20 protein-coding genes are annotated in these 22295 nt (G+C 34.8%); 15 read left to right on the forward strand and 5 right to left on the reverse strand.

Translation table 11 applies throughout. The features are described from left to right. Positions 1-540 (reverse strand): reverse transcriptase domain-containing protein (locus BMX64_RS00005; RefSeq protein WP_244273182.1); only part of this gene is annotated, 540 nt, incomplete at its 3' end. Positions 541-1243: 703 nt separating this feature from the next. Between BMX64_RS00005 and BMX64_RS00010 the strand changes: the two genes are divergently transcribed. The 6 genes from BMX64_RS00010 (at position 1244) to BMX64_RS00040 (ending at position 6437) form a co-directional block, all read left to right on the forward strand. Further along, entirely contained in the window at positions 1244-2113 is an 870-nt protein-coding gene (locus BMX64_RS00010; RefSeq protein ID WP_091164324.1) for an NmrA family NAD(P)-binding protein, read from the forward strand. A gap of 195 nt (positions 2114-2308) precedes the next feature. Further along, the gene (locus BMX64_RS00015; RefSeq protein WP_091164329.1) at positions 2309-2737 is read left to right on the forward strand and encodes a hypothetical protein; all 429 of its coding nucleotides are present in this window, start codon (positions 2309-2311) and stop codon (positions 2735-2737) included. 68 nt (positions 2738-2805) lie between these two features. Further along, positions 2806-3357, forward strand: a complete 552-nt coding sequence (locus BMX64_RS00020) for a GNAT family N-acetyltransferase (protein WP_091164331.1) — start codon at positions 2806-2808, stop codon at positions 3355-3357. A 508-nt stretch (positions 3358-3865) separates the two neighbouring features. Further along, positions 3866-4405, forward strand: a complete 540-nt coding sequence (locus BMX64_RS00030; protein WP_091164336.1) for a hypothetical protein — start codon at positions 3866-3868, stop codon at positions 4403-4405. A 280-nt stretch (positions 4406-4685) separates the two neighbouring features. After that, on the forward strand, positions 4686-5570 hold the full coding sequence (locus tag BMX64_RS00035; protein WP_091164339.1) for an XAC2610-related protein: 885 nt from the start codon (positions 4686-4688) through the stop codon (positions 5568-5570). 309 nt (positions 5571-5879) lie between these two features. Next, entirely contained in the window at positions 5880-6437 is a 558-nt protein-coding gene (locus BMX64_RS00040; RefSeq protein WP_091164340.1) for a hypothetical protein, read from the forward strand. A gap of 290 nt (positions 6438-6727) precedes the next feature. Here the strand turns inward: BMX64_RS00040 and BMX64_RS00045 are convergent, their stop codons facing one another. Genes BMX64_RS00045 through BMX64_RS00055 form a run of 3 tightly spaced genes read right to left on the reverse strand, consistent with a single transcriptional unit; the run spans position 6728 to position 8132 of the window. Beyond that, positions 6728-7183: a hypothetical protein gene (locus BMX64_RS00045; RefSeq protein WP_091164341.1), complete on the reverse strand. Its 456-nt coding sequence runs from the start codon at positions 7181-7183 to the stop codon at positions 6728-6730. Next, a complete protein-coding gene (locus BMX64_RS00050; protein ID WP_091164342.1) occupies positions 7173-7580 on the reverse strand; it encodes a helix-turn-helix domain-containing protein in 408 nt (135 codons plus the stop codon). Before BMX64_RS00050 ends, BMX64_RS00045 begins: the two co-directional genes overlap by 11 nt. A gap of 12 nt (positions 7581-7592) precedes the next feature. Next, on the reverse strand, positions 7593-8132 hold the full coding sequence (locus tag BMX64_RS00055) for a hypothetical protein (protein ID WP_167543003.1): 540 nt from the start codon (positions 8130-8132) through the stop codon (positions 7593-7595). A gap of 685 nt (positions 8133-8817) precedes the next feature. Between BMX64_RS00055 and BMX64_RS00060 the strand changes: the two genes are divergently transcribed. Further along, the gene (locus BMX64_RS00060) at positions 8818-10176 is read left to right on the forward strand and encodes an ATP-binding protein (RefSeq protein WP_091164348.1); all 1359 of its coding nucleotides are present in this window, start codon (positions 8818-8820) and stop codon (positions 10174-10176) included. A 334-nt stretch (positions 10177-10510) separates the two neighbouring features. Here BMX64_RS00060 and BMX64_RS00065 read toward each other — a convergent pair whose 3' ends face one another. Further along, positions 10511-10900 carry a helix-turn-helix domain-containing protein gene (locus BMX64_RS00065; RefSeq protein ID WP_091164353.1) on the reverse strand — a complete coding sequence of 130 codons (390 nt, stop codon included), beginning with the start codon at positions 10898-10900 and terminating at the stop codon, positions 10511-10513. A 170-nt stretch (positions 10901-11070) separates the two neighbouring features. Here BMX64_RS00065 and BMX64_RS00070 point away from each other — a divergent pair, with 170 nt between their 5' ends. The 8 genes from BMX64_RS00070 (at position 11071) to BMX64_RS00105 (ending at position 22266) form a co-directional block, all read left to right on the forward strand. Further along, positions 11071-11922 (forward strand): hypothetical protein, encoded by an 852-nt coding sequence (locus BMX64_RS00070; RefSeq protein WP_091164357.1) that lies wholly within the window; start codon positions 11071-11073, stop codon positions 11920-11922. An 11-nt stretch (positions 11923-11933) separates the two neighbouring features. Then, entirely contained in the window at positions 11934-12773 is an 840-nt protein-coding gene (locus tag BMX64_RS00075) for a hypothetical protein (protein WP_091164361.1), read from the forward strand. Beyond that, a complete protein-coding gene (locus BMX64_RS00080) occupies positions 12760-13119 on the forward strand; it encodes a hypothetical protein (protein ID WP_091166497.1) in 360 nt (119 codons plus the stop codon). Before BMX64_RS00075 ends, BMX64_RS00080 begins: the two co-directional genes overlap by 14 nt. A 511-nt stretch (positions 13120-13630) precedes the next feature. Next, positions 13631-15922: a DNA topoisomerase 3 gene (locus BMX64_RS00085; RefSeq protein ID WP_091164365.1), complete on the forward strand. Its 2292-nt coding sequence runs from the start codon at positions 13631-13633 to the stop codon at positions 15920-15922. 323 nt (positions 15923-16245) lie between these two features. Further along, positions 16246-16725 (forward strand): DUF6265 family protein, encoded by a 480-nt coding sequence (locus tag BMX64_RS00090; RefSeq protein ID WP_091164369.1) that lies wholly within the window; start codon positions 16246-16248, stop codon positions 16723-16725. A gap of 198 nt (positions 16726-16923) precedes the next feature. Beyond that, entirely contained in the window at positions 16924-19296 is a 2373-nt protein-coding gene (locus BMX64_RS00095; RefSeq protein ID WP_091164372.1) for a TonB-dependent receptor, read from the forward strand. 59 nt (positions 19297-19355) lie between these two features. Further along, a complete protein-coding gene (locus BMX64_RS00100; protein ID WP_091164375.1) occupies positions 19356-20504 on the forward strand; it encodes a PepSY-associated TM helix domain-containing protein in 1149 nt (382 codons plus the stop codon). A 265-nt stretch (positions 20505-20769) separates the two neighbouring features. Further along, positions 20770-22266 (forward strand): ankyrin repeat domain-containing protein, encoded by a 1497-nt coding sequence (locus BMX64_RS00105; RefSeq protein ID WP_091164377.1) that lies wholly within the window; start codon positions 20770-20772, stop codon positions 22264-22266. Positions 22267-22295: the final 29 nt, after the last annotated feature.

Here is a 22295-nt window from a genome sequence, read left to right on the forward strand (position 1 = left end):
CAGTTTTCCTTTGATGAGTATCGGCACTCGCAACCATTTGCGGATTAATCGCAAAGTCGTTGGGCATTTTACCTTTTGGTAAATTAGGTTCATCAACAAGCAATGATCGACTTCGTCAAAGAAGGTCTTTAGGTCAATATCTACAATATAATTGTAGCCCTCGTGAATGTTTCCCAAGGCTTTACCTACCGCTTGGCGGGCATTTTTGTTGGGTCGAAATCCGAAGCTGTTCACACTAAAATCCTTTTCAAATCTCGGCATCATCGCTTGCGATACGGCTTGTTGAAGCAGTCTGTCAACTACTGTTGGAATTCCCAAGAGTCGGAACTTTCCGCCTCCTTTTGGAATCTCTACGCCAAGAATGGGTTGCGGTAAGTAACGGTCATTTTTAATGCCTTCCAGTAATGCAGACTTGTGTTCACGGAAATAATCCGCCAGTTGAGTGGTTTTTAAGCCATCAACGCCCGCACTGCCTTTGTTGACTTCTACTTGACGTAGCGCCTTTTGGAGATTGTAAGGATGTGTTACTTGTGCAATCATACTTGGTGTTTTAATCTGTCCCGAAACTTCGGGATTATTTCAGATTCTTGTTTAACCTGTTCCGCTTTTCTAAGGCTATAACTTGCGTCATTCCGTTAGAAATTAAGAACCACTTGCGTTCAGTCCTTCCTTGTTTGTGAGTCCTATACCTTTCTGTTGGTAACTCGTTACCCCAAGTACTATGACTTCTGCTGACTTCTTCACTTAACCACCCGTGGTTGTGAAGACCTCCCTCGGCAAGCACTTCCTCTTTCTGTCTATCCCCGAAGCATCTACTAACTAAACCTGTTGTCTCAAGGCTTCGCATTGCTGTGCATGCTTACCCATTTTTGTTAGCCTCGTATGCGCTTTGTGTTCCTCAGTACAGACTTTTGCCGTTTGGCTTCCTTCACTGCATGGGTCGCCCCAAACCAGCTTGCCACGTGCTAATCGGCTCAATATAAATCAACAACTTGCCGATAAGGGACTTGCACCCTCTAGATAAAATTCCTACTTTTGAGGAATTGGAAGTGCATGCAAGGCACACACAGCAATTTGTCAATATAGCGGGGTTTGGGTTTAATTTAAAGTTGGTTTTATACTTGCAAAGTCAGTGTTAAACCGAAAGTTTCGGCTCCCTCAATCCGCCACATCGCCAAGCTGAGAAACGCTATAGCCAATATTAAGTATGACACAACAATGATAAACATTTCACATCAATCGTATGACAAAAGTTTTAATTACAGGGGCGACAGGAAATGTTGGGACAGAGGTGATAAAGTCATTGCAAAACATTGACCATCAACTTGACATTTATGCTGGCGTTAGAAACTCAAATGAAGACAGACGTAAATTATCCAATTACAAAGTAAATTTTTCACGATTTGACTTTACCGATGTTGAGACATACAAAACCGCTTTGGACGGCTGTGAAATCCTTTTTTTATTACGACCGCCACAAATTTCAGAAGTAGAAAAATATTTCAAACCTATCATTGACACTTGTAAAAAAAACGGAGTTAAACATATTGTATTCTTATCAGTTCAGGGCGTTGAGAAAAGTAAAATAATACCGCACCACAAAATTGAGAAACTAATTGTTGACAGCAAAATACCTTATACGTTCCTACGACCTGCTTATTTTATGCAAAATTTTACTACTACTTTGCATAACGACTTAGTGAATAAAAAAAGAATTTATCTACCTGCTGGTAACGCAAAATTTACACTGGTTGACGTTCGTGACATTGGTGCAGTTTCTGCAACTATCTTGACAAACATATCAAAGCATATCAATAAATCGTATGAATTAACTTGTATAGTAAAGTTGACGTTTTTGGAAATGGCAAGAATATTAAGTGACATTTTAAGAATTGAAATTCAATATATATCGCCAAACCTTATAAGTTTCTTCCTGACAAAAAGAAAAGAAAAAATACCAACGATGTTTATTCTTGTGATGATTATGCTTCACTATTTCCCCCGATTTCAAAAAGAACCTGAGACTACTAACTGGGTGGAGAAAATCACCAATAGAAAACCAACAACATTTGAACAATTTATAAATGACAATAAAAATGCCCTTACCGAATGACAATAAGGTCCCAATAGCCCAGATATTTACAATCGTTAGCGCAGTTTTGCAAACTGTGCCTTCAACGAGAAGCAAATAGAATAATAGTCTAACTTTATGGCATTGCTTCATTCCTCGCATTGACTTAATCCCGATCGCTCACAAATAATTACAAAACAGCAAAAAAAGTACTAACCCATTAAACAAACCAAACCGATGAAATTATTACTTACCACCTTACTTGTAATATTCAACCTTACGGTATTCGCGCAATCGAATGCATTTGCCGGTGATTACAATCGCAACTTTAGCAAAGAAGGAGATCATTTAATCGAATATAAATTAAACTTACGTCAAGATGGAACATTCGTGTTTCATTCGTATTCTAAAATTAAAAACGGGTTTCCACCTGAAGTAAATAAATACGGAAAAGGAAAATGGACTGCGAAAGACAACGTCATTACTTTCTCTTCCAACAAACAAGAAGATTTTGATGAAAAATACACGTTGGATTTCAACAATTCTAGGGCGAGATTTGTAACTAAAAATCCCAGAGATAAAAGTGACCGAATCATCAAGACAAAACTTACGTTTATTAGATCAGAAATTCCCTGGATGCAAAGATTGGATGTTTTTAAAACATAACCCCGCTATAGTACAAGAACGTCAGGCTGTAACGACGAAAACTGACAATCCGAAATGAACAAAAAATTATGAAGAAAGAATTTCCAACAATAAAAACCGAAAGACTTTTACTGCGACAATTTGCAGATAGTGATCTTGAAAATGTTTTCAAAGGACTTTCACATCCAGAAATTATTAAATATTACGGAGTGAGTTTTCAAACATTGGAAGCAACTAAAGAACAAATGGTTTTTTTCGCTGACCTTGAAAAAAACGATACAGGAATTTGGTTTGCCGTTTGCTCGGCTGATAACAGTACATTTTATGGAGCGGGGGGATTAAATAATATGAGTAAAGAACATAAAAAAGCAGAAATCGGTTTTTGGTTAATTTCAAATTTTTGGGGACAGGGAATTATGAAAGAAGCACTGCCGCTAATTTGTAATTATGGATTTGACAATTTAGAACTTAACAGAATTGAAGGATTTGTTGAGTCGGAAAATAAGAATTGTAAAAACGCAATGGCTAAACTTGACTTTCAATACGAAGGAACAATGAAAGACTGTGAAATTAAAAATGGCAAGTTTATAAGTCTTGACATTTATGCTAAATTAAAAGATAATTTAATAAAACCTGAGTAAGAAATCAAGTAAAAAAAGTCCCGATCGCTTAGATATACACAATCGTTAGCGTAGTTTTGAAACCAGCTCCCCCTGGCGCTCGTTTGCAACGAGTGCTAGTTTTAATTTAGAGCACAATCTTAGCGTTTGCAACGCGGGTATTTCCCCCGCTGGCGCGAGCGTCCCGCTCGTGAACACAAACAAAAGCAAATACATTATAAATTGCAATTGGCACGAGCGGAGCGCTTGTACTTGAAAAATTAGTGAATACCCGAAAAATAAGGCTTCTTTAGTCCCCACCATCGGAAGAACGCGGAAACTTTAGTGGTCCGCTTAAAAAAAGTATTAAAATATAAATTATTAAAATGAATAAAAAAACAGTACGGATTATTGGGATTATTGTAACAATAATTGTGATAGTTATATTTCTTGATTTTGCTTTAGGAGAATTTTTAACTGGCTGGAATAATGCAAAATAATTAATTCGCCCAGCCAGCGTGAGCAACAAGTTAAAAGAAAAAGACGAAGAATGAAATTCGACAGAAAAGATAAAATAGAGATTTTTGAAAATGCAATTAGTTGGATTGTAGTATTTGCACTCTTTGTTTATGGTGGAGGTAAAATATTCCAATTTGATGGAGCTTCTGAAATCAACAAAACTGTTTCAGACTTGACTGGAATGGAATTGATGTGGGCTTTTTATGGGTACTCAAAATCATATGCAATAACTTTAGGACTTTTTGAAATAATTGGAGGAACATTAATTTTGATAAAAAGAACTAGAATTATTGGTTGTTTGTTCACATCTACTATACTTGTAAATGTGATTTTACAAGACATCTATTTCGAAGTGCATCTTGGAGCTTTGAAAGCTGCTATTCTGTACCAAGTATTAATTCTAATGATTTTATGGTTAAATAAAGATAAAGTTATTCAAAGCATAAAGGCTTTAATCAATTTCAATACATCTCAACAACCAAAATATAAATTTATAATCAAATTAGGTATTGCTTTTATTTGTTTTGTACTATTAAGAATAACAGAATACTATCTAACAATTAAATTGTAAAGCCAATCGCCAAAAGCTACTACAACGGATTTAGACAAATTGACTTAATGGAAAGTTGGTTTTGAATTTGTGATGATTTCGAAAATCCAAAAATAAGGCTTAATTTAGTCCCAAACCCGCTGTAGTGCCGAGACGCGAGGCTGTGAAAAAACTACTTCTAATTTAGAAAGTATTCGGAGGGCTGGCAAAGAAAAATCTCGAATATGACAAGAATCTCAAGAGGTGGATTTTAGTTTTTTCACAGACTGACGTTAGGTGCTATTATAGAAGAACCTGCAAAATGAAACAGACATTAACAATATTGACTATTTTAATTTTTAACATTAGCCTATCTGGACAAACAACTTATGCCGGTTTTATTGACAAATATCCTATTGAATTTGTAACAGACATTTATTCAGATGGAGATGCAAGAGCATTTTATGTTTACACAAAATTTGACGACCCAATTAGAATAAACGGAACTCTCAAAAATGGATTATTAAAGCTAACAGAAAAGAATGGCTCAAATAAAGATAGTGCGACTTTAATTTTTAAGGACTTTAATCCTAAAAGCAATAATATTGAAGGTGTTTGGAAAGATATAAGTTCAAACAAAGAACTTAAAATAACTTTAACCAAATCTTTTGATATAGATTATGGAGATAGTCTTGAATGGAAAAATAGGGAATTATTACAACCGACTTCATTAAAGAACAAATACTTTAAATTAATTATTAGTAAAGAAAAAAATATATTTTATGCAAGTGTAACAGGATTAAAAATATTTGAAAAAAAAACAGACAAACTCATTCAGCAAATAAATTTAGAATGCCAACTTTGGGGGTTAGACAACATAACTATTGACGATTATAACTTTGACGGCATTGCAGATTTTTCCGTCTTTGAGCAAAGTTATGCAGGACCAAATACTTCTAGTCTATATTTCCTATGCGACAGACAAACAAACAATTTCTTTGAAAGCGGGTTTAGTGGAACTTCATTAGAGTTTGATAGCAAAAACAAAAAAATTTATGAGCGCAATCAATGTTGTGCAGGAACTAGTGTAACAACAGCTGAATACAATGTCGTAAAGAACAAAATGGTGCTAATAAAAGAGCATTGTTTTAAATGGGATGAAAAAAAGCAACAATTAGTTGAACGAAAAATGAAGGACTGCCAATAAAAACAGCAGGTAACAGCAAGAGTTTCGTTGCGTGCGCAGCACGAGCAAGGAAACTCGTGTTGAACAAATCTAAAGGCTGGCGCAAGCGTCCCGCTCGTGAACACAAACAAAAGCAAATATATTATTATTGTAATTGGCACGAGCAGGCTAAAGAAACATCAAAATGATTTTAAGCTGAACCTTAACACCCCAGCTCTGCAAAGTATGGATAAGCCGTAATAACAAAATATAATCATGATTGCTCTGGGAAGTCTCTGACTTTGTAGTAAGAATTAAGTAAGTAAAACAATAATTCACCTTAAATAAATTATGGTCAAACCAAAAACGTTATGCGCAATAGGACTCGTTTTTTTCGTTACGAGTTATGTATTCTTTTCTCTTATTTCATTGAACACTCAAAAATATATTGATCTGGCGCATTGGTTTAATTTAATTGGAGCTGTGTTACTATTTTCTTTTAATAATGTATTTCCCAAGAACAAGATTAACACCGTAGCTTCTGTAATTACAACTCTAGGAATTATTGCTCATATCGGACTTTGCACAATTGATTTTATTATGTGGAGTTTTGGTAATGATGCTATTGGCAGCGAAAAATTAAAAGAACAAATAAGTAATACACCATTAATCTTATACCCATTTATTATTGTTGGTCCGTCTTTACTTTTTATAGGTTTGGCTGCTCATGCGCTAAACTTCATCAAAACAAATCCTATAAGCGCTCTTATGGTAGTAATAGGCGGTCCTTTTGTTGGACTTTCCTACTTCATTTGGAATAATGGTTTTCTAATGTTAATCAGCTGTATGGTATTTGCTTCCGGATTAGCTTTACTTCTATTTCGAGAAGAGGTAAAAACATGGCAATAATAAAAAGGGAAAAACACCGCTCTACGAAGTCTCCTGACACCGCTCTGCGAAGTCTCCTGACTTCGTACCCGATCGCTCGGAAATACACTAAATTTTATCGGTAACGCATTACCGTCACTTCGAGTGATTTTAAACAGTAATGCGATAGCTTTACTATTTAAAATTGTATCGAGAAGCCTTAATGCAATCACATTATGATCGCTCTGTCATAATTCATGAAGATTTATTTTAAAAAAAATGTCCCAAATATTTACAATAAATGGGACATTTTATACTTTCTACTTTGAATTTTATTTACTTCCTTTTTCTAATAAATCATTAGGATTAATAACGGGCAGAATAAAATCGCTTAATACTGTTCCTTGGAAACGAGTCATTAAAATCCCTCTTGAAGTTGAATACGTTATAGAAGCCAATGCGTTTCCTAAAGCGGGATGAATAGTAATAGTTTCATCTTTTTCCAGAGTGGTAAGTTCCTCAATATTATCTACATAAAAAACATAGACAAAACTGAAATTCCCAACCGCTTCTTCAATGCTATCTTCATTACTTTTAGTCTCGACATGTACCGAAAAATCAGCTTTGACCAATTTGTCTTCAAGATTAAATCCCAACTCAAAATCAACATTGAAAGTATGACCGGCTACTTTTTCCTTTTCAAAATCAAATGGGCTGTTGATTTGTCCTTTAATGATTTTGAAATCTACAATTTCTATTTTTTCGGGTTGCAAAATATTAGCTGACATTGGCTAATGGTGTTTTTGATTTAGTTTTAGATTTTTTCCACACATTAGTATACGCTACATCCGTGGTAGTTACATGTGCATTCTTATACACAGTTATATATCTTTTACCACCTATAGAAGTAGACACAGGCTTTCTATGGGGCACATGGATAATGGTATCACCCAATTCCGCTTCTAACTTTGCAAGCGAACGCAAAGTAAAATTATGTTCTCCCACCAACCATTTATTCACTTCCGAAGGCCTTTTTGCTAATTTATCAGCTAAATCCTTTTGGCTAAATCCTTTTTCCTTTAATAGCTGATGTACGCGTACCACAATATCAGCGTATAACCTGGCAAAGATTTTTGTTTCTTCGGGTGTTTCTGCTAAAATTCTTTGGGCTACTTTGCTTCTCATATTTTGGGATTTTTAGAGGATGATTTCATCTGAACCATCATAATTAGTAAGTTTTCTATTTTCTTCATCTACAATAATCGAACCATCACGAATAGCTTCATTAATCCGTTTTGCAAATTCACATGCTTCTCTCCAGATTAAGTGTAGTGAACTTTTTTGATTTGTTTCATCATCTTTGACACCTCCATTAAAAAGGATGGCAATACTGTTTGTAATTTTTAAGGCGTATAACCGTGAGGGAAAATTTGGATAATGATAGGTAATTTCATCGAGCACTACTTTACGTTGAACCGGTAATCCTTTTACTTCGTTTTCATCTCTGTTAAATAATTCATCAACTGCGCCGTGATCCTCACCAATAGCATATATTATAAATGAAAGTAATTCCTGATTGGCTTGCTTGTATGCTGCGATAGCATCATACTTATCAAAAAACAAATCGGTTTCATTTGCATCGACACCATCATATTTAACGGTATAAAAAGTGCACTTTGCACCTTCATCATCCCATATTTCTAGAGCAAATATATTCACTTTATTATTTGTTTGCAAACAAAAATACACTTTTAAGTGTATTTTATGAGTATTTAGTATACTTTTCTGTTAGTTTTATCAAATGTAAGAAAATAATTTGATTACTATACATTCATTTTTCTAGATGGAACAGGAGCTTCCAGGAGTCAATCTGAATTTCATAAAGTTAAGCTGTTTCAATCCGCCATTTCGAGTAATTTTCAACAGTAATGCGATAGCTTTAAATTAAGTTGTTTCAATCTGCCATTTCGAGTAATTTCATACAGTAATGCGATAGCTTTAAATTAAGTTGTTTCAACCGTCACTTCGAGTGATTTTAAACAGTAATGCGATAGCTTTACTATTTAAAATTGTATCGAGAAGGCCTCAGCTAGTACGAGCGCCTTTCTAACACCCACAAACAAAATAAAACACAAGAAACTACAACCCTAAAAGTTGTAGTTTTTTGCTAAAAAAAAGCGTTTACGGTTTCCCGTAAAATTCCTGAATTAAAAGAAGTTACTTTTGAAAATAATATAATCCTAAATATTAATTTATCAGTATTTTCGGTATTAAGTTATATATTTGAAGAAACAGCAACTGCTACAAAATAGCGCCAATCCACCCAAATTAGGGTGTATAGGCGAAAGTTTGTTTCGCATATATACAAGTTATATGCTAGCTTGCCAAACCAGAAAACTAATCAAACACCAAAATAATATTTATGTTACAACCAAACAATGTATGGAAAAACCTTGGATTTAAAGAAAGTCCTTATGATACAAAGCCATTAAAAGTTCTAAAATCTGATGTTGAACTTTTAATGGGTCGAGACGAAGAACAGGTAGATTTTTTAACTGCAATTGAATCTTCTGAACAGGGAGTTTTTGTTATTTCAGGTGTTCCAGGTGTTGGTAAAACTAGTTTTTTAAATGTTCAACAATATTTATTAGAAAGTGGTGAGGCTCAATTTGGTCCAAAAATTTTAGCAGCAAGAACACTTTGTGCTATTCAGCCAGCTGACGAACCAAAAATAATAGCAAGAAGATGTATTCAATCTTTTTGTGCATCTATTGAAGAATATTGTGTAACGAAAAAAATTGAAGTTCCTGAATACACAGCCAAAATAATTTCTTGGATTCATCAAAATAAACCAGCTACAATTAATTTTGGGTTTTCTATTTTAGGAAATGGTGTAAATGTAGGCAGAGAAGTGTATTTACCATCAATAAATGAAACAACCTTTGAAACATTTGTAGAAATAATTAAATGTCTAGCTATCGAGGTTAATGAAGAACTTAAGTTTGTTAGTAGTTTTATAGTACTCGATAATTTTGAAAATCTTTATGAAGAGGATTTACGTGATTGTATGACGACATTTAGAGATACTTTATTTACAATTCCGAATGTATGGTGGATAATAATCGGTCAAAGTGGTCTTTCAAGCTTTATACAGTCTACTAATCCTAAAGTTTTTCAAAGACTTTCATCAAGTTTAGAATTGAAACCGATCAGTATCGAAAATCTAATTAAGGCAGTTGAAATAAGAGTAAAGAAATTTCACGTATCAAAAGGGAAAGCATCTTCACCAATTTCAGAGGACATCTATTTAAAATTATTCGAATCCTCAAATGGAGAAATTCGTTTTGTTTTTAAGTATTGCCACGAAATATGCATCACTCTAGTTCAGTCTGTAAGGAAAATTCTAATTCAGAGAAAACTCAAGGTCGATGATGGTAACTTCGAGAGAATTATGGGAGAGCATCTTGTTGATAAACAGATTGGAAATGGCTTTTCTAATGGATGTCTAAAAAGTATTATCACAAAAGAATTCGAGGGTCATTATTTAACTCAAAAAGAAAAACAAGTTTTGAAAAAAATTGGTGAAATGAAAAAAGTAAAGCCAAAGGATTTTGAAAACTTCAAACATATAGGAATTTCTACAATGGGAATTTTAACTAAAAATTACCTTACGAAACTAAGTGATTTAAATTTATTGCTTCGAAGACAGGAAGCCAAAGTAATAACCTATGAATTAAGAGGAATTTCAGTATTTGCAGAAGAATATGAACTTCTAGATTAATCCAGCTCTGCGAAGTATGAATAAGTCGTAACAACAAAATATAATCGTGAAGGCTCTGTGAAGTATCACGACTTCGCACAGCAAGATGAAGTCGAGAGACTTTGTAAACACCTGCTCACCGCAGAGCAACCAACCCTCTATCGCTCTGATATGCACAATCGATGTTTTGCAAACTTTGCCCATAACAATTAGCAAATAAAACAATTGACAAATGGGATGAGATTGCTCCCCAGCCACCCCAAGCACTGAGACAGTGCTCCAAACTATCACTCATAAAACAAAAAAAGAGACTTGTTACAGTCTCTTTTTCCGCATTTATAAAAATTTAGTTATTCTATTTTTTCAATAACTTCTCTAAATATTCAACTTTTTCTTTCTCAGCTTGAACTAAACGTTCGTAAAGCTCTACAACTTTGTCAAGAGGATTGAAAGTACAGTTGCTTGCATGGATAGCACCATTATTCGAACTGTTATCATAAAAGTTAGCAAAATAATTGATAACAGCTTCCTCCGAAAAGTTCTTTACAGCTTCTGATGTAACTCCTAGTGCTTTTGCTACTTCAAGTAATTTTTCATCTTCAATAGTTTCACTTTTTTCCATATTAGAAACCGTTTGTTGACTTACCCCCATAGCAATCGCCAATGCTTCTTGTTTCATCCCTCTAAGCTCTCTGATGCGGCTGATATTTCTGCCTATATGTTTCGGTTTTGTTGCTGTGTCCATTCTTCAAAGGTATTAAATCGTTGCGAAATTTTTTATTGGTAAAATACCAATGAAGCATTGTGTAATACAATGGCAATTGGTTGGGTACGGCTGGAACTGTTCGGAACTTGCCATGACCTAAACAAAAATACAATTTTTCAGACATTATATCAACTTAAAAAAGTAAAATTATGAAAGCAATTGACAACGCAGGATTACAGACAGTTAAGAACATTATTATTGAAAGTATCAGTACCAGTGGTATGTACTGTTTTGGAGAGAGAAAGAAAAACCAATCGGTTTTAAATCCTTTTTCGGAAAACAATTCTAAAAAGGAAAGAAATACCCATTTCTATTTATTGGTTTTAACAGATGAACATATAAGTAAAACCGTATCTGATGTTAGTGATGTTATAAAAACCAAAACAAAAGGTCGCTATACAGTAACGATGTTACTTCATAAAGGAAAATCAGGCAATTATCTCACGCCACATCAATTGTACTTTTACCATGCCGTTTTAACCAAAGGGCATAAAGTGTATGAGCGTGAAAATAAGCCCCCGAATATTGCTTTTGAAGAAGTTCCAAAACGTAATATTGATTACATCCGCTCCTATTGGAAAAATAGAAATATAGTTGCTAATAATTTTATAAGTAGCGAGAATCAAATCGACTATATGGAAACCGGAGAGGTTCAGGAATCTATGATGCATATTGCTGTAGAACAAATCTGCCTAGGACTCATCAATGTGTTTTTAGGATATCATCCCAATCATTTTTCATTGGCTTATTTATTTGAAATCTGTGAAATATTCACTCCCCTTACCTCTGAGATATTTCCGCGAACGACCTCTGAAGATAAAAAACTGTTTGAGTTATTAAAAACACATCAAGGTTCACTTCGCTGGCTTAACCTGAAAAAATCATGCAGAGTAGATACTGAACTTCTAGCGAAAAAATGCAAGCTATTCCATGAACAAGCTTGTGAACTTGTAGAAGCCGAATTGGAGCGCATTGAGAATCTGTATAATAAAGAATCCTAAAAACTTAAATTATGTATCATAATATTTTAACCCAGAAAGAGTATCCAAATTATAGTCAAATAAAGAAAATAATCAAACTTTTATTAAAGCTTATTGAGACAGACACCATCTATTTCTCACACCATCTTGAAGAGAAAATCAACCTAGGTATTATCACGGTTCTTGTCAGTGAAAACAATCCGCATAGTTGGGAAGATATTTACGAGTACTCATCGAATCTCTTTAAAGCCTATCCTGAGTTTTCATTTCGAGTGTTTAATGCCGAATGGGTAAAGGAATCGCTCAGTGATGGCAATATTTTTTTCATCATGCATTGTAGCGAACAAGAATTGGTTTACAGTACCGATGATAACAATAGCGTTCTTGTCCTCAAAAAAATCAATGCCAAACGGCTTATAAAGAAGACTAAAAAAACGTTTTTCCTTGATTTTAAAGAGAGCGGAATTATTGGGCGGGATCGAAACTTTCATTTAAGATGTGAAAACTATTTAATGGTAGCTTATACTATGCATCAAGAACTGCGCTCACTTTTTCTAGGTGCCACATGGTTTCTGACAGGAGAATGGCTAGGCGAGCACAGTCTAGAAAAACTACAAAAAGACTTGAGTAAGTTTTCCAGCACTTTAGGTAAGACATTTGACCCCGCCAAGGAAGAAGAGTGGTTTGTCTTAGAACAATTGGAAAATGCTAGTGCTGCAATCCAATTCAATGAAGAAATTGAACCAATCAGTAAGAAAACCGTGGAAGAAGCATCTGAAAAAGTGGATTGGGTTGAGAAAGAAGTTCAACGATTATTTGAGCAATGTATTAAAAAAACAAAACAAAAAATTAAAGATCATGGAAAGAAATGAAATTAAAAGCTTGGAGAATAGTAGAAAATTAAGCGTTCGGTATTTCAACACACTAAAGCCTGTTACAGATAAAACGGATATGTACACTGCTGAAATCAGAGTGCTAAATTATTGCGAACTTGCGTATGTTATTTCTAACATGCTGAAATTATGTATTCTGGCATTAGACCAAGAAGCGCCTGAAATTTCAGAGACGATCAAAAATCCAGCTATTAATGCTGCGAGCGTATTGGAAATCGTGGCTCAGTTACTTCCTCTGGATGAAATTGAGTTATTGGATGAAATGCATCAAATATTTAGTACAGATTCACAGGATCTAAATAAATTAACTACTGAAAAAGTATAGGCTTCTATTAGAGCACCATATCCTACTAGCACCCCCCTTCTGGTGCACTGCGACCGTGAAAAATGATTATTCAAATTTAAATTAAAAATCCTTAGTATGGGTGAAAAACACTTAAAACAAGTGAGAAACACTTATTTTTAATACACTTAGGTGAAAAACACTTATGTAATTTATGTTCGTTTATTTTTAAGGCTTCCGCAATCTTGCATTGATACAACTTTTTTTATTGCCACTATTTTGTTTTACGAAAGTTATTTAATATTTGATAAAGCATAGATAGTGTATAGATAGTGTATAGATAGTGTATGGATAGTGTATAGATAGTGTATAGATAGTGTATAGATAGTGTATAGATAGTGTATGGATAGTGTATGAACAAAGCATCGATAAACAGTGCTTCATTCCTCCTAATGCTTCCTCCACTATTTATACCCGTTCATAACTCCTGCAGATTTCTTTATAATAGCAACATCTAAATTCCTAATTTGCGCCCTCAAAATAAGTAGTAAAAATGAAGGTCTGTATTGCCGAGAAACCAAGTGTAGCCCGTGAAATCGCATCCGTTTTGGGAGCCAATACCAAGCACGATGGCTATTTTGAAGGCAATGGGTATCAGGTAACATACACTTTTGGGCATTTATGTACCTTAAAAGAACCGAGCGATTACAAACCACACTGGAAAAGTTGGGACCTCAACAACCTGCCCATGCTTCCCGACAAATTCGAAACCAAAGTGGTGGAAAATTCCGGTATTCAAAAGCAGTTCCGAATCATAAAAAGCTTGTTCGACAAAGCCGATTTGGTCATCAACTGCGGGGATGCCGGGCAAGAGGGGGAACTCATTCAGCGCTGGGTGATGAACGAAGCCAAATACAAAGGCGAGGTACAACGCTTGTGGATTTCGTCCCTAACCACCGAAGCTATCAAAGAAGGTTTTGAGAACTTGAAACCATCTGCCAACTACGATAATTTATATTACGCCGGATTTTCCAGAGCCATTGGCGACTGGTTACTGGGTATGAATGCCACCCGTTTGTACACCGTAAAGCACGGCGGTTACAAACAAGTATTGTCTATTGGACGGGTGCAAACCCCAACATTGGCTATGGTCGTAGACCGATTCAAAGAAATTGAAAATTTCAAGCCGCAACCGTATTGGGAATTGCAAACTTTATATCGAGAAACGCTTTTCAGCTATGAAGAAGGACGCTTTTTGAAAAAAGAAGACGGAGAACTTTTGGCCAATAAAGTCAAAGAAAGTGAGTTTGAAATTGTTTCTGTAGAAAAAAAGAATGGCAATGAGTTTGCGCCTAAACTCTTTGATTTAACTGGCCTACAAGTATATTGCAATACCAAATTTGGTTTTACGGCAGACGAAACGCTTAAAATTGTGCAGACTTTATATGAACAAAAAGTAGTCACGTATCCCAGAGTAGACACCACGTTTTTGCCCAATGATATTTACCCGAAAGTACCGGGAATCCTGAAAAACCTAACCAATTATGCTGCGTTAACACAACCACTTTTGGAAAAAAAGATAAAAAAATCACCTAAAGTATTCAACGATAAAAAAGTAACGGATCACCACGCGATAATTCCAACGGGGATTCAAAGCAATTTGCAATACAATCAGCAGCAAGTATATGACATAATTACCAAGCGATTTATTGCCGTGTTTTATGACGATTGTTTGGTTGCCAATACTACCGTAGTCGGGAAAGCTGCCGATGTTTTATTTAAAACCACCGGAAAAGAAATCTTGAAAAAAGGATTTCGTGTAGTGTTTGAAGACCCAAACGCCAAAGAAAAAGAAGCCGATATCTTGCCGAGTTTTGTTGTAGGTGAAAAAGGGCCACACCAACCTTCGTTTTTAGAAAAGGAAACCAAACCACCCAATCAGTTTACCGAAGCGACTTTATTGCGCGCCATGGAAACCGCTGGCAAACAAGTGGATGATGAAGATTTACGCGAATTGATGAAAGAAAACGGTATTGGTCGTCCATCCACGCGAGCCAATATTATAGAAACGCTTTTCAGACGGCAATATATCGTAAGAAACAAAAAACAGGTTTTGCCAACACCAACGGGGATTCAACTGATTGATACGATTCAAAATGATTTGGTGAAGTCGGCTGAACTGACCGGTTCTTGGGAAAAGCAATTGAAAGATATAGAAAAAGGGACTTTTACCGCCGGTTCGTTTATTAAGAATATGAAACACATGGTTGAAACTTTGGTGTATGAAGTCCGAAGTGAAACCAGACGCGCCAATATTTCGCATGCTGGAACTGTTCAAAAAGAAGTGGCAAAAGTCGAGAAAAAGAAAGCAGCCGGAATTTTGGCGGAAGTATGTCCGAAATGTAAAAAAGGAACACTTATCAAAGGGAAATCTTCGTTTGGCTGTTCCGATTATAAAGCGGGTTGTGCATTTTTATTGCCCTACACTTTTGCAGAGAAAAAAATATCCGAAAATCAATACTTGCGGTTGCTTCAAAAAGGATCTACCGTAAACTTGAAAGACTTTAAAACGGATGCCGGCACTGTGGAAGGTTTGCTTCGCTTTGACGAAAACTTCCAACTCAAATTAGAACCTAAGAAAACTTTGGCGAAAGCCATTCCGGATGAATTAGCCTGTCCGAAATGCCAGAAAGGAACCGTGATAAAAGGAAAAACGGCTTATGGTTGCAGTCAGTATAAATCAGGCTGTGATTTTAAAGTGACTTTTGATACGGTCAGATTGAAACTAAAAGACCAAAAACCTACGAAGGAATTGGTTTATACTATTTTGAAAGCGAGTGTTTAATTTTTTACCATATAAGTCATTTAAGATCATTGAAGTTAGCTAAAAAAAGGATTAATACCCCTTTCTTGTATGATTCACATGGTAATTTTTTGGATTTGAACCATATAAGTCACATAAGATCATTGAAATTAGCTGCAAAACAATTGCTTATATGCCCAACTTACTTATATGGTAAATTTTTGAGAACATTGTAATTGTTAGTATAAGTTGGTGTTTAAGCATATTTATTATGATTTTAGAATTACAAAACTAAAAATAAAATACACCTATTCTATTTTTTCATAATTTAGCTCAATATAAATAACCACATAAAATCTAAGCTCATGTTTCAAAAAATAACTCTTATATTCCTTTTGTTAACCATTTTTTCTTGTAAAAAATCGGATGCAAATGAAAAAGAAAAAATCAAAGCTGCCAATTGGCTTTTGGGAAATTGGGAAAACAAAGCCATTGATGGTACTCTAACCGAAACTTGGAGAAAAGTAAACGACAGTACGTTTCAAGCGGAGTCGTACTTCATCAAAGAAAAAGACACGTTGCATTTTGAATCCATCGTCTTACAACAAAAAGGAGAAAACCTTACTTATTCTGCAACTGTAAAAGGGCAAAATAATGACAAACCAGTGGCTTTCAAATTGACAACTGCAACAGAGAAGCAAATGGTTTTTGAAAATCCAAAACACGATTACCCTCAAAAAATAAGTTATACCCAAATTACTACAGATAGTTTAGTCGCTAAAATTTCAGGAATCCAACAAGGAAAACCTAGCTCCGAACAGTTTTCTATGAAAAAAATCAAATAAAACTTTAATATTTTATACTCAAATCAAAACCTTGCCCTTGAAAAGCAAGGTTTTTTTATGTACAAAATATTGTAAATCATCGAATTAAAAAATTATTCTTAATTAGTCTAAATAATACTTGTTAAATAAAAATTAAAATTTACTTTTGCTTTATTCTTATTCATTCTAAATAAATTTAAAATAATTTAATTTTTAATCATGAAATATTTGAAACAACGAATACCTCAATTTATTCTTCTTACATGTTTATTGCTCGTTTCTATAACCACTGCTTTTGCCCAAAACTCCGGTAGCATAAAAGGTTCCATTTTGACAAGCGATAACCAACCTGCCGAAGGCGTTTCGGTTTCTATAAAAGGAGCGAACAAAAACACTATTGCGGATAACAATGGAAATTTTACACTAAAAAACATGCCCGAAGGGGTTAATATCCTAAAAGTTACTTTAGTTGGGTATAATGACCTCGTGCAAGAAGTGAAAGTTACCACTGGAGAAGTTACTGTTGTAGCATTACAACTTACTTTATCGAATAATGAACTCAACCAAGTGGTGGTTTTAAGTAACAAAAGTGCTTTCAAAACGAATCGTGTTTCATCTACTTTACGATTACAATCACCAATTATTGAAATTCCTCAAAATATTCAGGTCATAACGGGAAAACTTATCCAAGACCAACAAATTTTTAACATGCTAGAAGGAGTAACTCGTAATGTGAGCGGCGCGACAAGAGTGGAACATTGGGATAATTATGCCAATATTACTATGAGAGGCAGTCAAGTGGCCGCTTTTAGAAACGGAATGAATGTAAGTTCAACTTGGGGACCACTTACGGAGGATATGAGTATGGTAGAACGTATCGAATTTGTAAAAGGTCCGGCAGGATTCATGCTCGCAAATGGTAACCCAAGCGGTTTTTATAATGTAGTTACCAAAAAACCAAGCGGACGTACTAAAGGAGAAGCGAGCCTAACGCTGGGCAGTTTTGATATGTATAGAGGAACATTAGATTTTGACGGAAAGTTGAGCAAAAACGGAAAATTATTGTATCGTATTAATGTAATGGGCGAAAAGAAACAAAGTTACCGTGATTTTGACTTCAATGACCGCTATACTTTTGCACCTGTTTTAAAGTATTTAGTAACTGATAAAACCGCTATCACATTGGAATACACGCAACAATTTTCTAAAGTAAATGCTATTGGGAGTAACTATGCCTATTCTAAAAGAGGATACGCTGATTTGCCTAGAAACTTTACTACTTCAGAATCAAATTTAGATCCTACAAAAATGACAGAAAGAAATATTCTTGCCATTTTAGATCATAAAATAAGTGATAATTGGAAATTAACAGCTCAAACATCTTATCTTAATTACCAACAAGAAGGAATGTCTTTATGGCCAAGTGGCTTTGACCCTACTAATGATGCGATTCTGAAACGTGCTGGTGGCAATTGGGACATTTTAGGAAAAATATATGTTGGACAAGCTTTTGTAAATGGTGAAGCTAAAACAGGATCCGTAACTCACAAAATATTATCCGGATTGGATTTAAGTGATAAAACATTTTTTCATGACTGGTCACAATCCTTTACAATGCCCGATTTAGACATATACAATCCGGTACACGGAACGCTAGCTGCTTCTCCTACTTTTGACAGAAGCAAAAGTCTGGAAGATAGAGGAGTTAAATACCAAAACAGTTACAAAGCACTATATATTCAGGACGAAATGGGCTTCTTTGATAACAAACTGAGAGTAACATTAGCAGGAAGATATACCCAGCTTAAAACCTATGACTATTACTCGGGAGGTACAAAAAACAACAAATTTACACCAAGAGTAGGATTGAGTTATTCTATTGATAAAAACACGGCTGCTTATTTTGTAAATGACCAATCTTTCAATGAGAACTACGGTACGGACTGGCAAGGCAAATCTTTTAATCCCCAAACTGGCGGAAACATAGAATTAGGTTTGAAAAGAGACTGGTTGAACGGAAAATGGAATTCAGTTGTTTCTGTTTATCAAATCACCAAAAACAATGTACTAACATTAGATCCCGAACATTCTAATTCTACATATCAATTCAGTAGAGAAAGCGGGCAACAAAAAACAAAAGGATTTGAGGTTGACCTTAGAGGAGAAATTTTCAAAAACCTTGATCTTATTGTAAACTATGCATTTACAGAAGGAAAAACAACCAAAGATACAGATGAATCTCTTGTGGGAACTCAAGTTGCAGGTACAACCAAACACATTCAAAATGCTTGGTTGAATTATAAAGTAGACAGAGGAACGCTAAACGGAGTTGGGTTTTCATTAGGATACCAATATCAAGTAAAGAGAGCACCTTGGTTTATTTCACCTGATAATATAGGAATGTTACCCGATTATTTCCGATTGGATGGAGGTGTTTCTTACCAAAAAAACAAAGTATCAGTTAATCTTGTTGTCAATAATATCTTGAATAAATACTTGTATTCTGGAGGATATTATAGCTATAGCGATATGTATTACTGGCAAACAGAAGCCGGAACCAACATGCGCTTATCTGTTGGATATAAATTTTAGAGTTAGTTAGTTTTGTTTCACTAAACTCCTCATTTCGTTGGGGAGTTTAATCCTTTTTTATGAAAAATAATAATTTCAAAAAACTGATAGGAAAAATACACCTATGGTTGGGTTTATCATCGGGCATTATAGTTTTTATAATCGCCATTACGGGTTGTCTGTATGCTTTTCAAGAAGAAATACAAAACATCACTGAAGAATATCGTTTTGTAAAAGAACAGAATATGAACTTTTTGCCTCCATCAAAATTAGTTGGAATTGCTAAAAAAGAACTTCCAAATAAACTGCTTCACGCGATAAAATACAACGAAAAAAATAATGCTGTAGAAGCTGAATTTTATCAATATGAACCCTCCTATTATTATACCGTTTTTATAAATCCATATACAGGAAAAGTTTTAAAAACAGTAAACCACGAGGAAGGATTCTTTGCTTTTATACTCGACGGACATTTCAACTTATGGCTGTCTCATGAAATTGGTCAAGTCGTAGTTTCCGTGGCTACTTTAATTTTTCTGGTATTGTTAGTGTCCGGATTAATTCTTTGGTATCCAAAAAATAAAAATGCAGCAAAACAACGCTTTTCGTTCAAATGGAAAAAAGGCACAAAATGGAAAAGAAAAAATTACGATTTACATAACATTACTGGTTTTTATATGCTTATAATCGGAATCATTTTCGCCATTACTGGATTAGTATGGGGATTTGAATGGTTTGCGTATTCGTATTATAAAGTTTCCGGTGGCGAAAAATCGCTAATCTATGAAGAGCCTCTTTCGAAAAAAAACCAAAAAACTGCAACTACAATCGTAAAACCATTAGATGCTATTTGGTTTCAAATGCAAAAAGAATATCCATTGGCAGAATCCATTGAAATTCACCCGCCAGAAACAAATCTATCACCGATAGCCGCCAATGCTAATATGGATGAAGGAACGTATTGGAAAATTGATTATCGCTATTTTGATCAATACAGTTTAAAAGAAATAACTGTTTCCCATCTTTGGGGCAGAAAAACAGCGGATAAAGTTGCCGATAACCTCATGAAAATGAATTATGACATTCACACTGGAGCCATATTAGGTTTGCCTGGAAAAATATTCGCCTTTCTGTGCAGTTTACTCATTGCAAGTCTGCCAATATCCGGATGCTACATTTGGTGGGGACGAAACAGAAAAAAGAAAAATACAGCAGCTGTTTTGAATTAAATCCAATTAAATAATTTCAAGTTTCTGCTTTAAACCTTTCCATCAATTTGGCATCTAAAATAGTGGGAACTAAAAGATACCTTTTCAAATCATCGAAAGAAAGGCAGACAAACATTATAATACATTAAATATTTCCATATAATTGAGTCTATTATAATTGGAATTATACTATTTATTTTTACATTTGCGTTATTTTTATTTATTCTAAATAACCAGATTAAACAAACACACATCTTCTATTAATAAGAACCTTGATAAAAAATTTATGAAAAAGAATCTTTTTATTTCTTTTGCCTTAGTCGCTACTTTATTTGTTAGTGCGCAGCAAAAAAACACACTTTTGGAGCAATCTTTTTGGAAAACAACACCAGATGTAAATGCAGTTAAAGCAGAAATAGCAAAAGGTAACAGCCCATCAGCATCAACTCCAAATGCTTTTGATGTAACCGTTATGGCAATTAATAATGATACGCCTGCAGCAACCATACAATTCTTACTGGAACAACCCGGGAATGAAGTCAGCAAATTGACACACGACAATCGTATTTATTTGCACTGGGCCGCCAATAAAGGAAATGTAGCAATTGTAGAATACCTTATTAGCAAAGGGGCTGATCTTAATCTAGAAGACAGCAAAGGAGAAACTCCACTAACCTTTGCAGCTGTTGGAGGTCAAAGCAATACCGCATTGTATGATGCCTTTTTTAAAGCTGGAACTGATCCTAAGAAAAAATACAAAGACGGTGTCAACCTGTTATTAATGGCGATCGCATCCGACAAAAACCTCGCACTTACTACCTATTTTACCACCAAAGGAATGTCAATTAAGGATACTGATAGTGACGGCAACACAGCTTTTAATTATGCTGCAAAATCAGGCAACCTACCATTATTAAAATCCCTTTTAGAAAAAGGAGTAAAAGCTACTGACAATGCATTGCTGTTTGCAGCACAAGGTTCCCGTAGAGATGTGACTCCTCTTGAAACCTACAAATACTTAGTTGAAGATTTAAAAATCAAACCAACTGCTACAAGCAAATCAGGTGAAACGGTGCTTCATTTATTGGCAAGCAAAGCCAACCAATCCGAAATCATTACTTACTTTTTGTCCAAAGGTGTAGATGCTAACAAAGCCAATAACGAGGGAAATACGGCATTAATGGCAGCAGCTTCGGCTAGAGATATTGCCGCATTAGAACTGTTATTGCCAATAGTAAAAAACAATAATGTTCAAAATTTAAAAGGAGAATCGGCATTGACAATGGCTGTAAAAGCAGGAACTCCTGAGGCTATAACAGTACTTTTAAACAAAGGAGCTGATGTAAAAGTATTGGACAAAGACGGAAACAATTTAGGATATTACCTGATTCAATCCTACAGACCATCAGGTCGCGGACCAGAGGCAACAAGCCAAGATCCTTTTGAAACCAAAATAAAATTACTTCAGGATAAAGGTTTAAACTTGGCCATTCCTCAAAAAGACGGGAATACATTGTATCATTTTGCTATAATTAAAAATGATTTGGCTTTATTGAAAAAAATCGCCGCTTTAAACATCGATATCAATGCCAAAAACAAAGATGGCTTAACCGCTTTGCACAAAGCAGCTATGATTTCTAAAGACGATGCTATCTTGAAATACCTTATTTCTATGGGCGCTAAAAAAGAAATTACCACTGATTTTGACGAAAGTGCGTATGCTTTGGCCAAAGAAAACGAATCGTTAACAACTAACAAAATAGTGCTAGAATTTTTAAAATAATAGTATGAAATCACCGTAATACTAAATCA

It is taken from the genome of Flavobacterium sinopsychrotolerans, assembly GCF_900110375.1.
Lineage (GTDB): Bacteria > Bacteroidota > Bacteroidia > Flavobacteriales > Flavobacteriaceae > Flavobacterium > Flavobacterium sinopsychrotolerans.

Excerpts from the sequence above, each read along its gene's own strand:
- BMX64_RS00010 (WP_091164324.1), top strand. The coding sequence starts at position 1,244 with ATGACAAAAGTTTTAATTACAGGGGCGACAGGAAATGTTGGGACAGAG.
- BMX64_RS00015 (WP_091164329.1), top strand. The coding sequence starts at position 2,309 with ATGAAATTATTACTTACCACCTTACTTGTAATATTCAACCTTACGGTA.
- BMX64_RS00020 (WP_091164331.1), top strand. The coding sequence starts at position 2,806 with ATGAAGAAAGAATTTCCAACAATAAAAACCGAAAGACTTTTACTGCGA.
- BMX64_RS00030 (WP_091164336.1), top strand. The coding sequence starts at position 3,866 with ATGAAATTCGACAGAAAAGATAAAATAGAGATTTTTGAAAATGCAATT.
- BMX64_RS00035 (WP_091164339.1), top strand. The coding sequence starts at position 4,686 with ATGAAACAGACATTAACAATATTGACTATTTTAATTTTTAACATTAGC.
- BMX64_RS00040 (WP_091164340.1), top strand. The coding sequence starts at position 5,880 with ATGGTCAAACCAAAAACGTTATGCGCAATAGGACTCGTTTTTTTCGTT.
- BMX64_RS00045 (WP_091164341.1), bottom strand. The coding sequence starts at position 7,183 with ATGTCAGCTAATATTTTGCAACCCGAAAAAATAGAAATTGTAGATTTC.
- BMX64_RS00050 (WP_091164342.1), bottom strand. The coding sequence starts at position 7,580 with ATGAGAAGCAAAGTAGCCCAAAGAATTTTAGCAGAAACACCCGAAGAA.
- BMX64_RS00060 (WP_091164348.1), top strand. The coding sequence starts at position 8,818 with ATGTTACAACCAAACAATGTATGGAAAAACCTTGGATTTAAAGAAAGT.
- BMX64_RS00065 (WP_091164353.1), bottom strand. The coding sequence starts at position 10,900 with ATGGACACAGCAACAAAACCGAAACATATAGGCAGAAATATCAGCCGC.
- BMX64_RS00070 (WP_091164357.1), top strand. The coding sequence starts at position 11,071 with ATGAAAGCAATTGACAACGCAGGATTACAGACAGTTAAGAACATTATT.
- BMX64_RS00075 (WP_091164361.1), top strand. The coding sequence starts at position 11,934 with ATGTATCATAATATTTTAACCCAGAAAGAGTATCCAAATTATAGTCAA.
- BMX64_RS00080 (WP_091166497.1), top strand. The coding sequence starts at position 12,760 with ATGGAAAGAAATGAAATTAAAAGCTTGGAGAATAGTAGAAAATTAAGC.
- BMX64_RS00085 (WP_091164365.1), top strand. The coding sequence starts at position 13,631 with ATGAAGGTCTGTATTGCCGAGAAACCAAGTGTAGCCCGTGAAATCGCA.
- BMX64_RS00090 (WP_091164369.1), top strand. The coding sequence starts at position 16,246 with ATGTTTCAAAAAATAACTCTTATATTCCTTTTGTTAACCATTTTTTCT.
- BMX64_RS00095 (WP_091164372.1), top strand. The coding sequence starts at position 16,924 with ATGAAATATTTGAAACAACGAATACCTCAATTTATTCTTCTTACATGT.
- BMX64_RS00100 (WP_091164375.1), top strand. The coding sequence starts at position 19,356 with ATGAAAAATAATAATTTCAAAAAACTGATAGGAAAAATACACCTATGG.
- BMX64_RS00105 (WP_091164377.1), top strand. The coding sequence starts at position 20,770 with ATGAAAAAGAATCTTTTTATTTCTTTTGCCTTAGTCGCTACTTTATTT.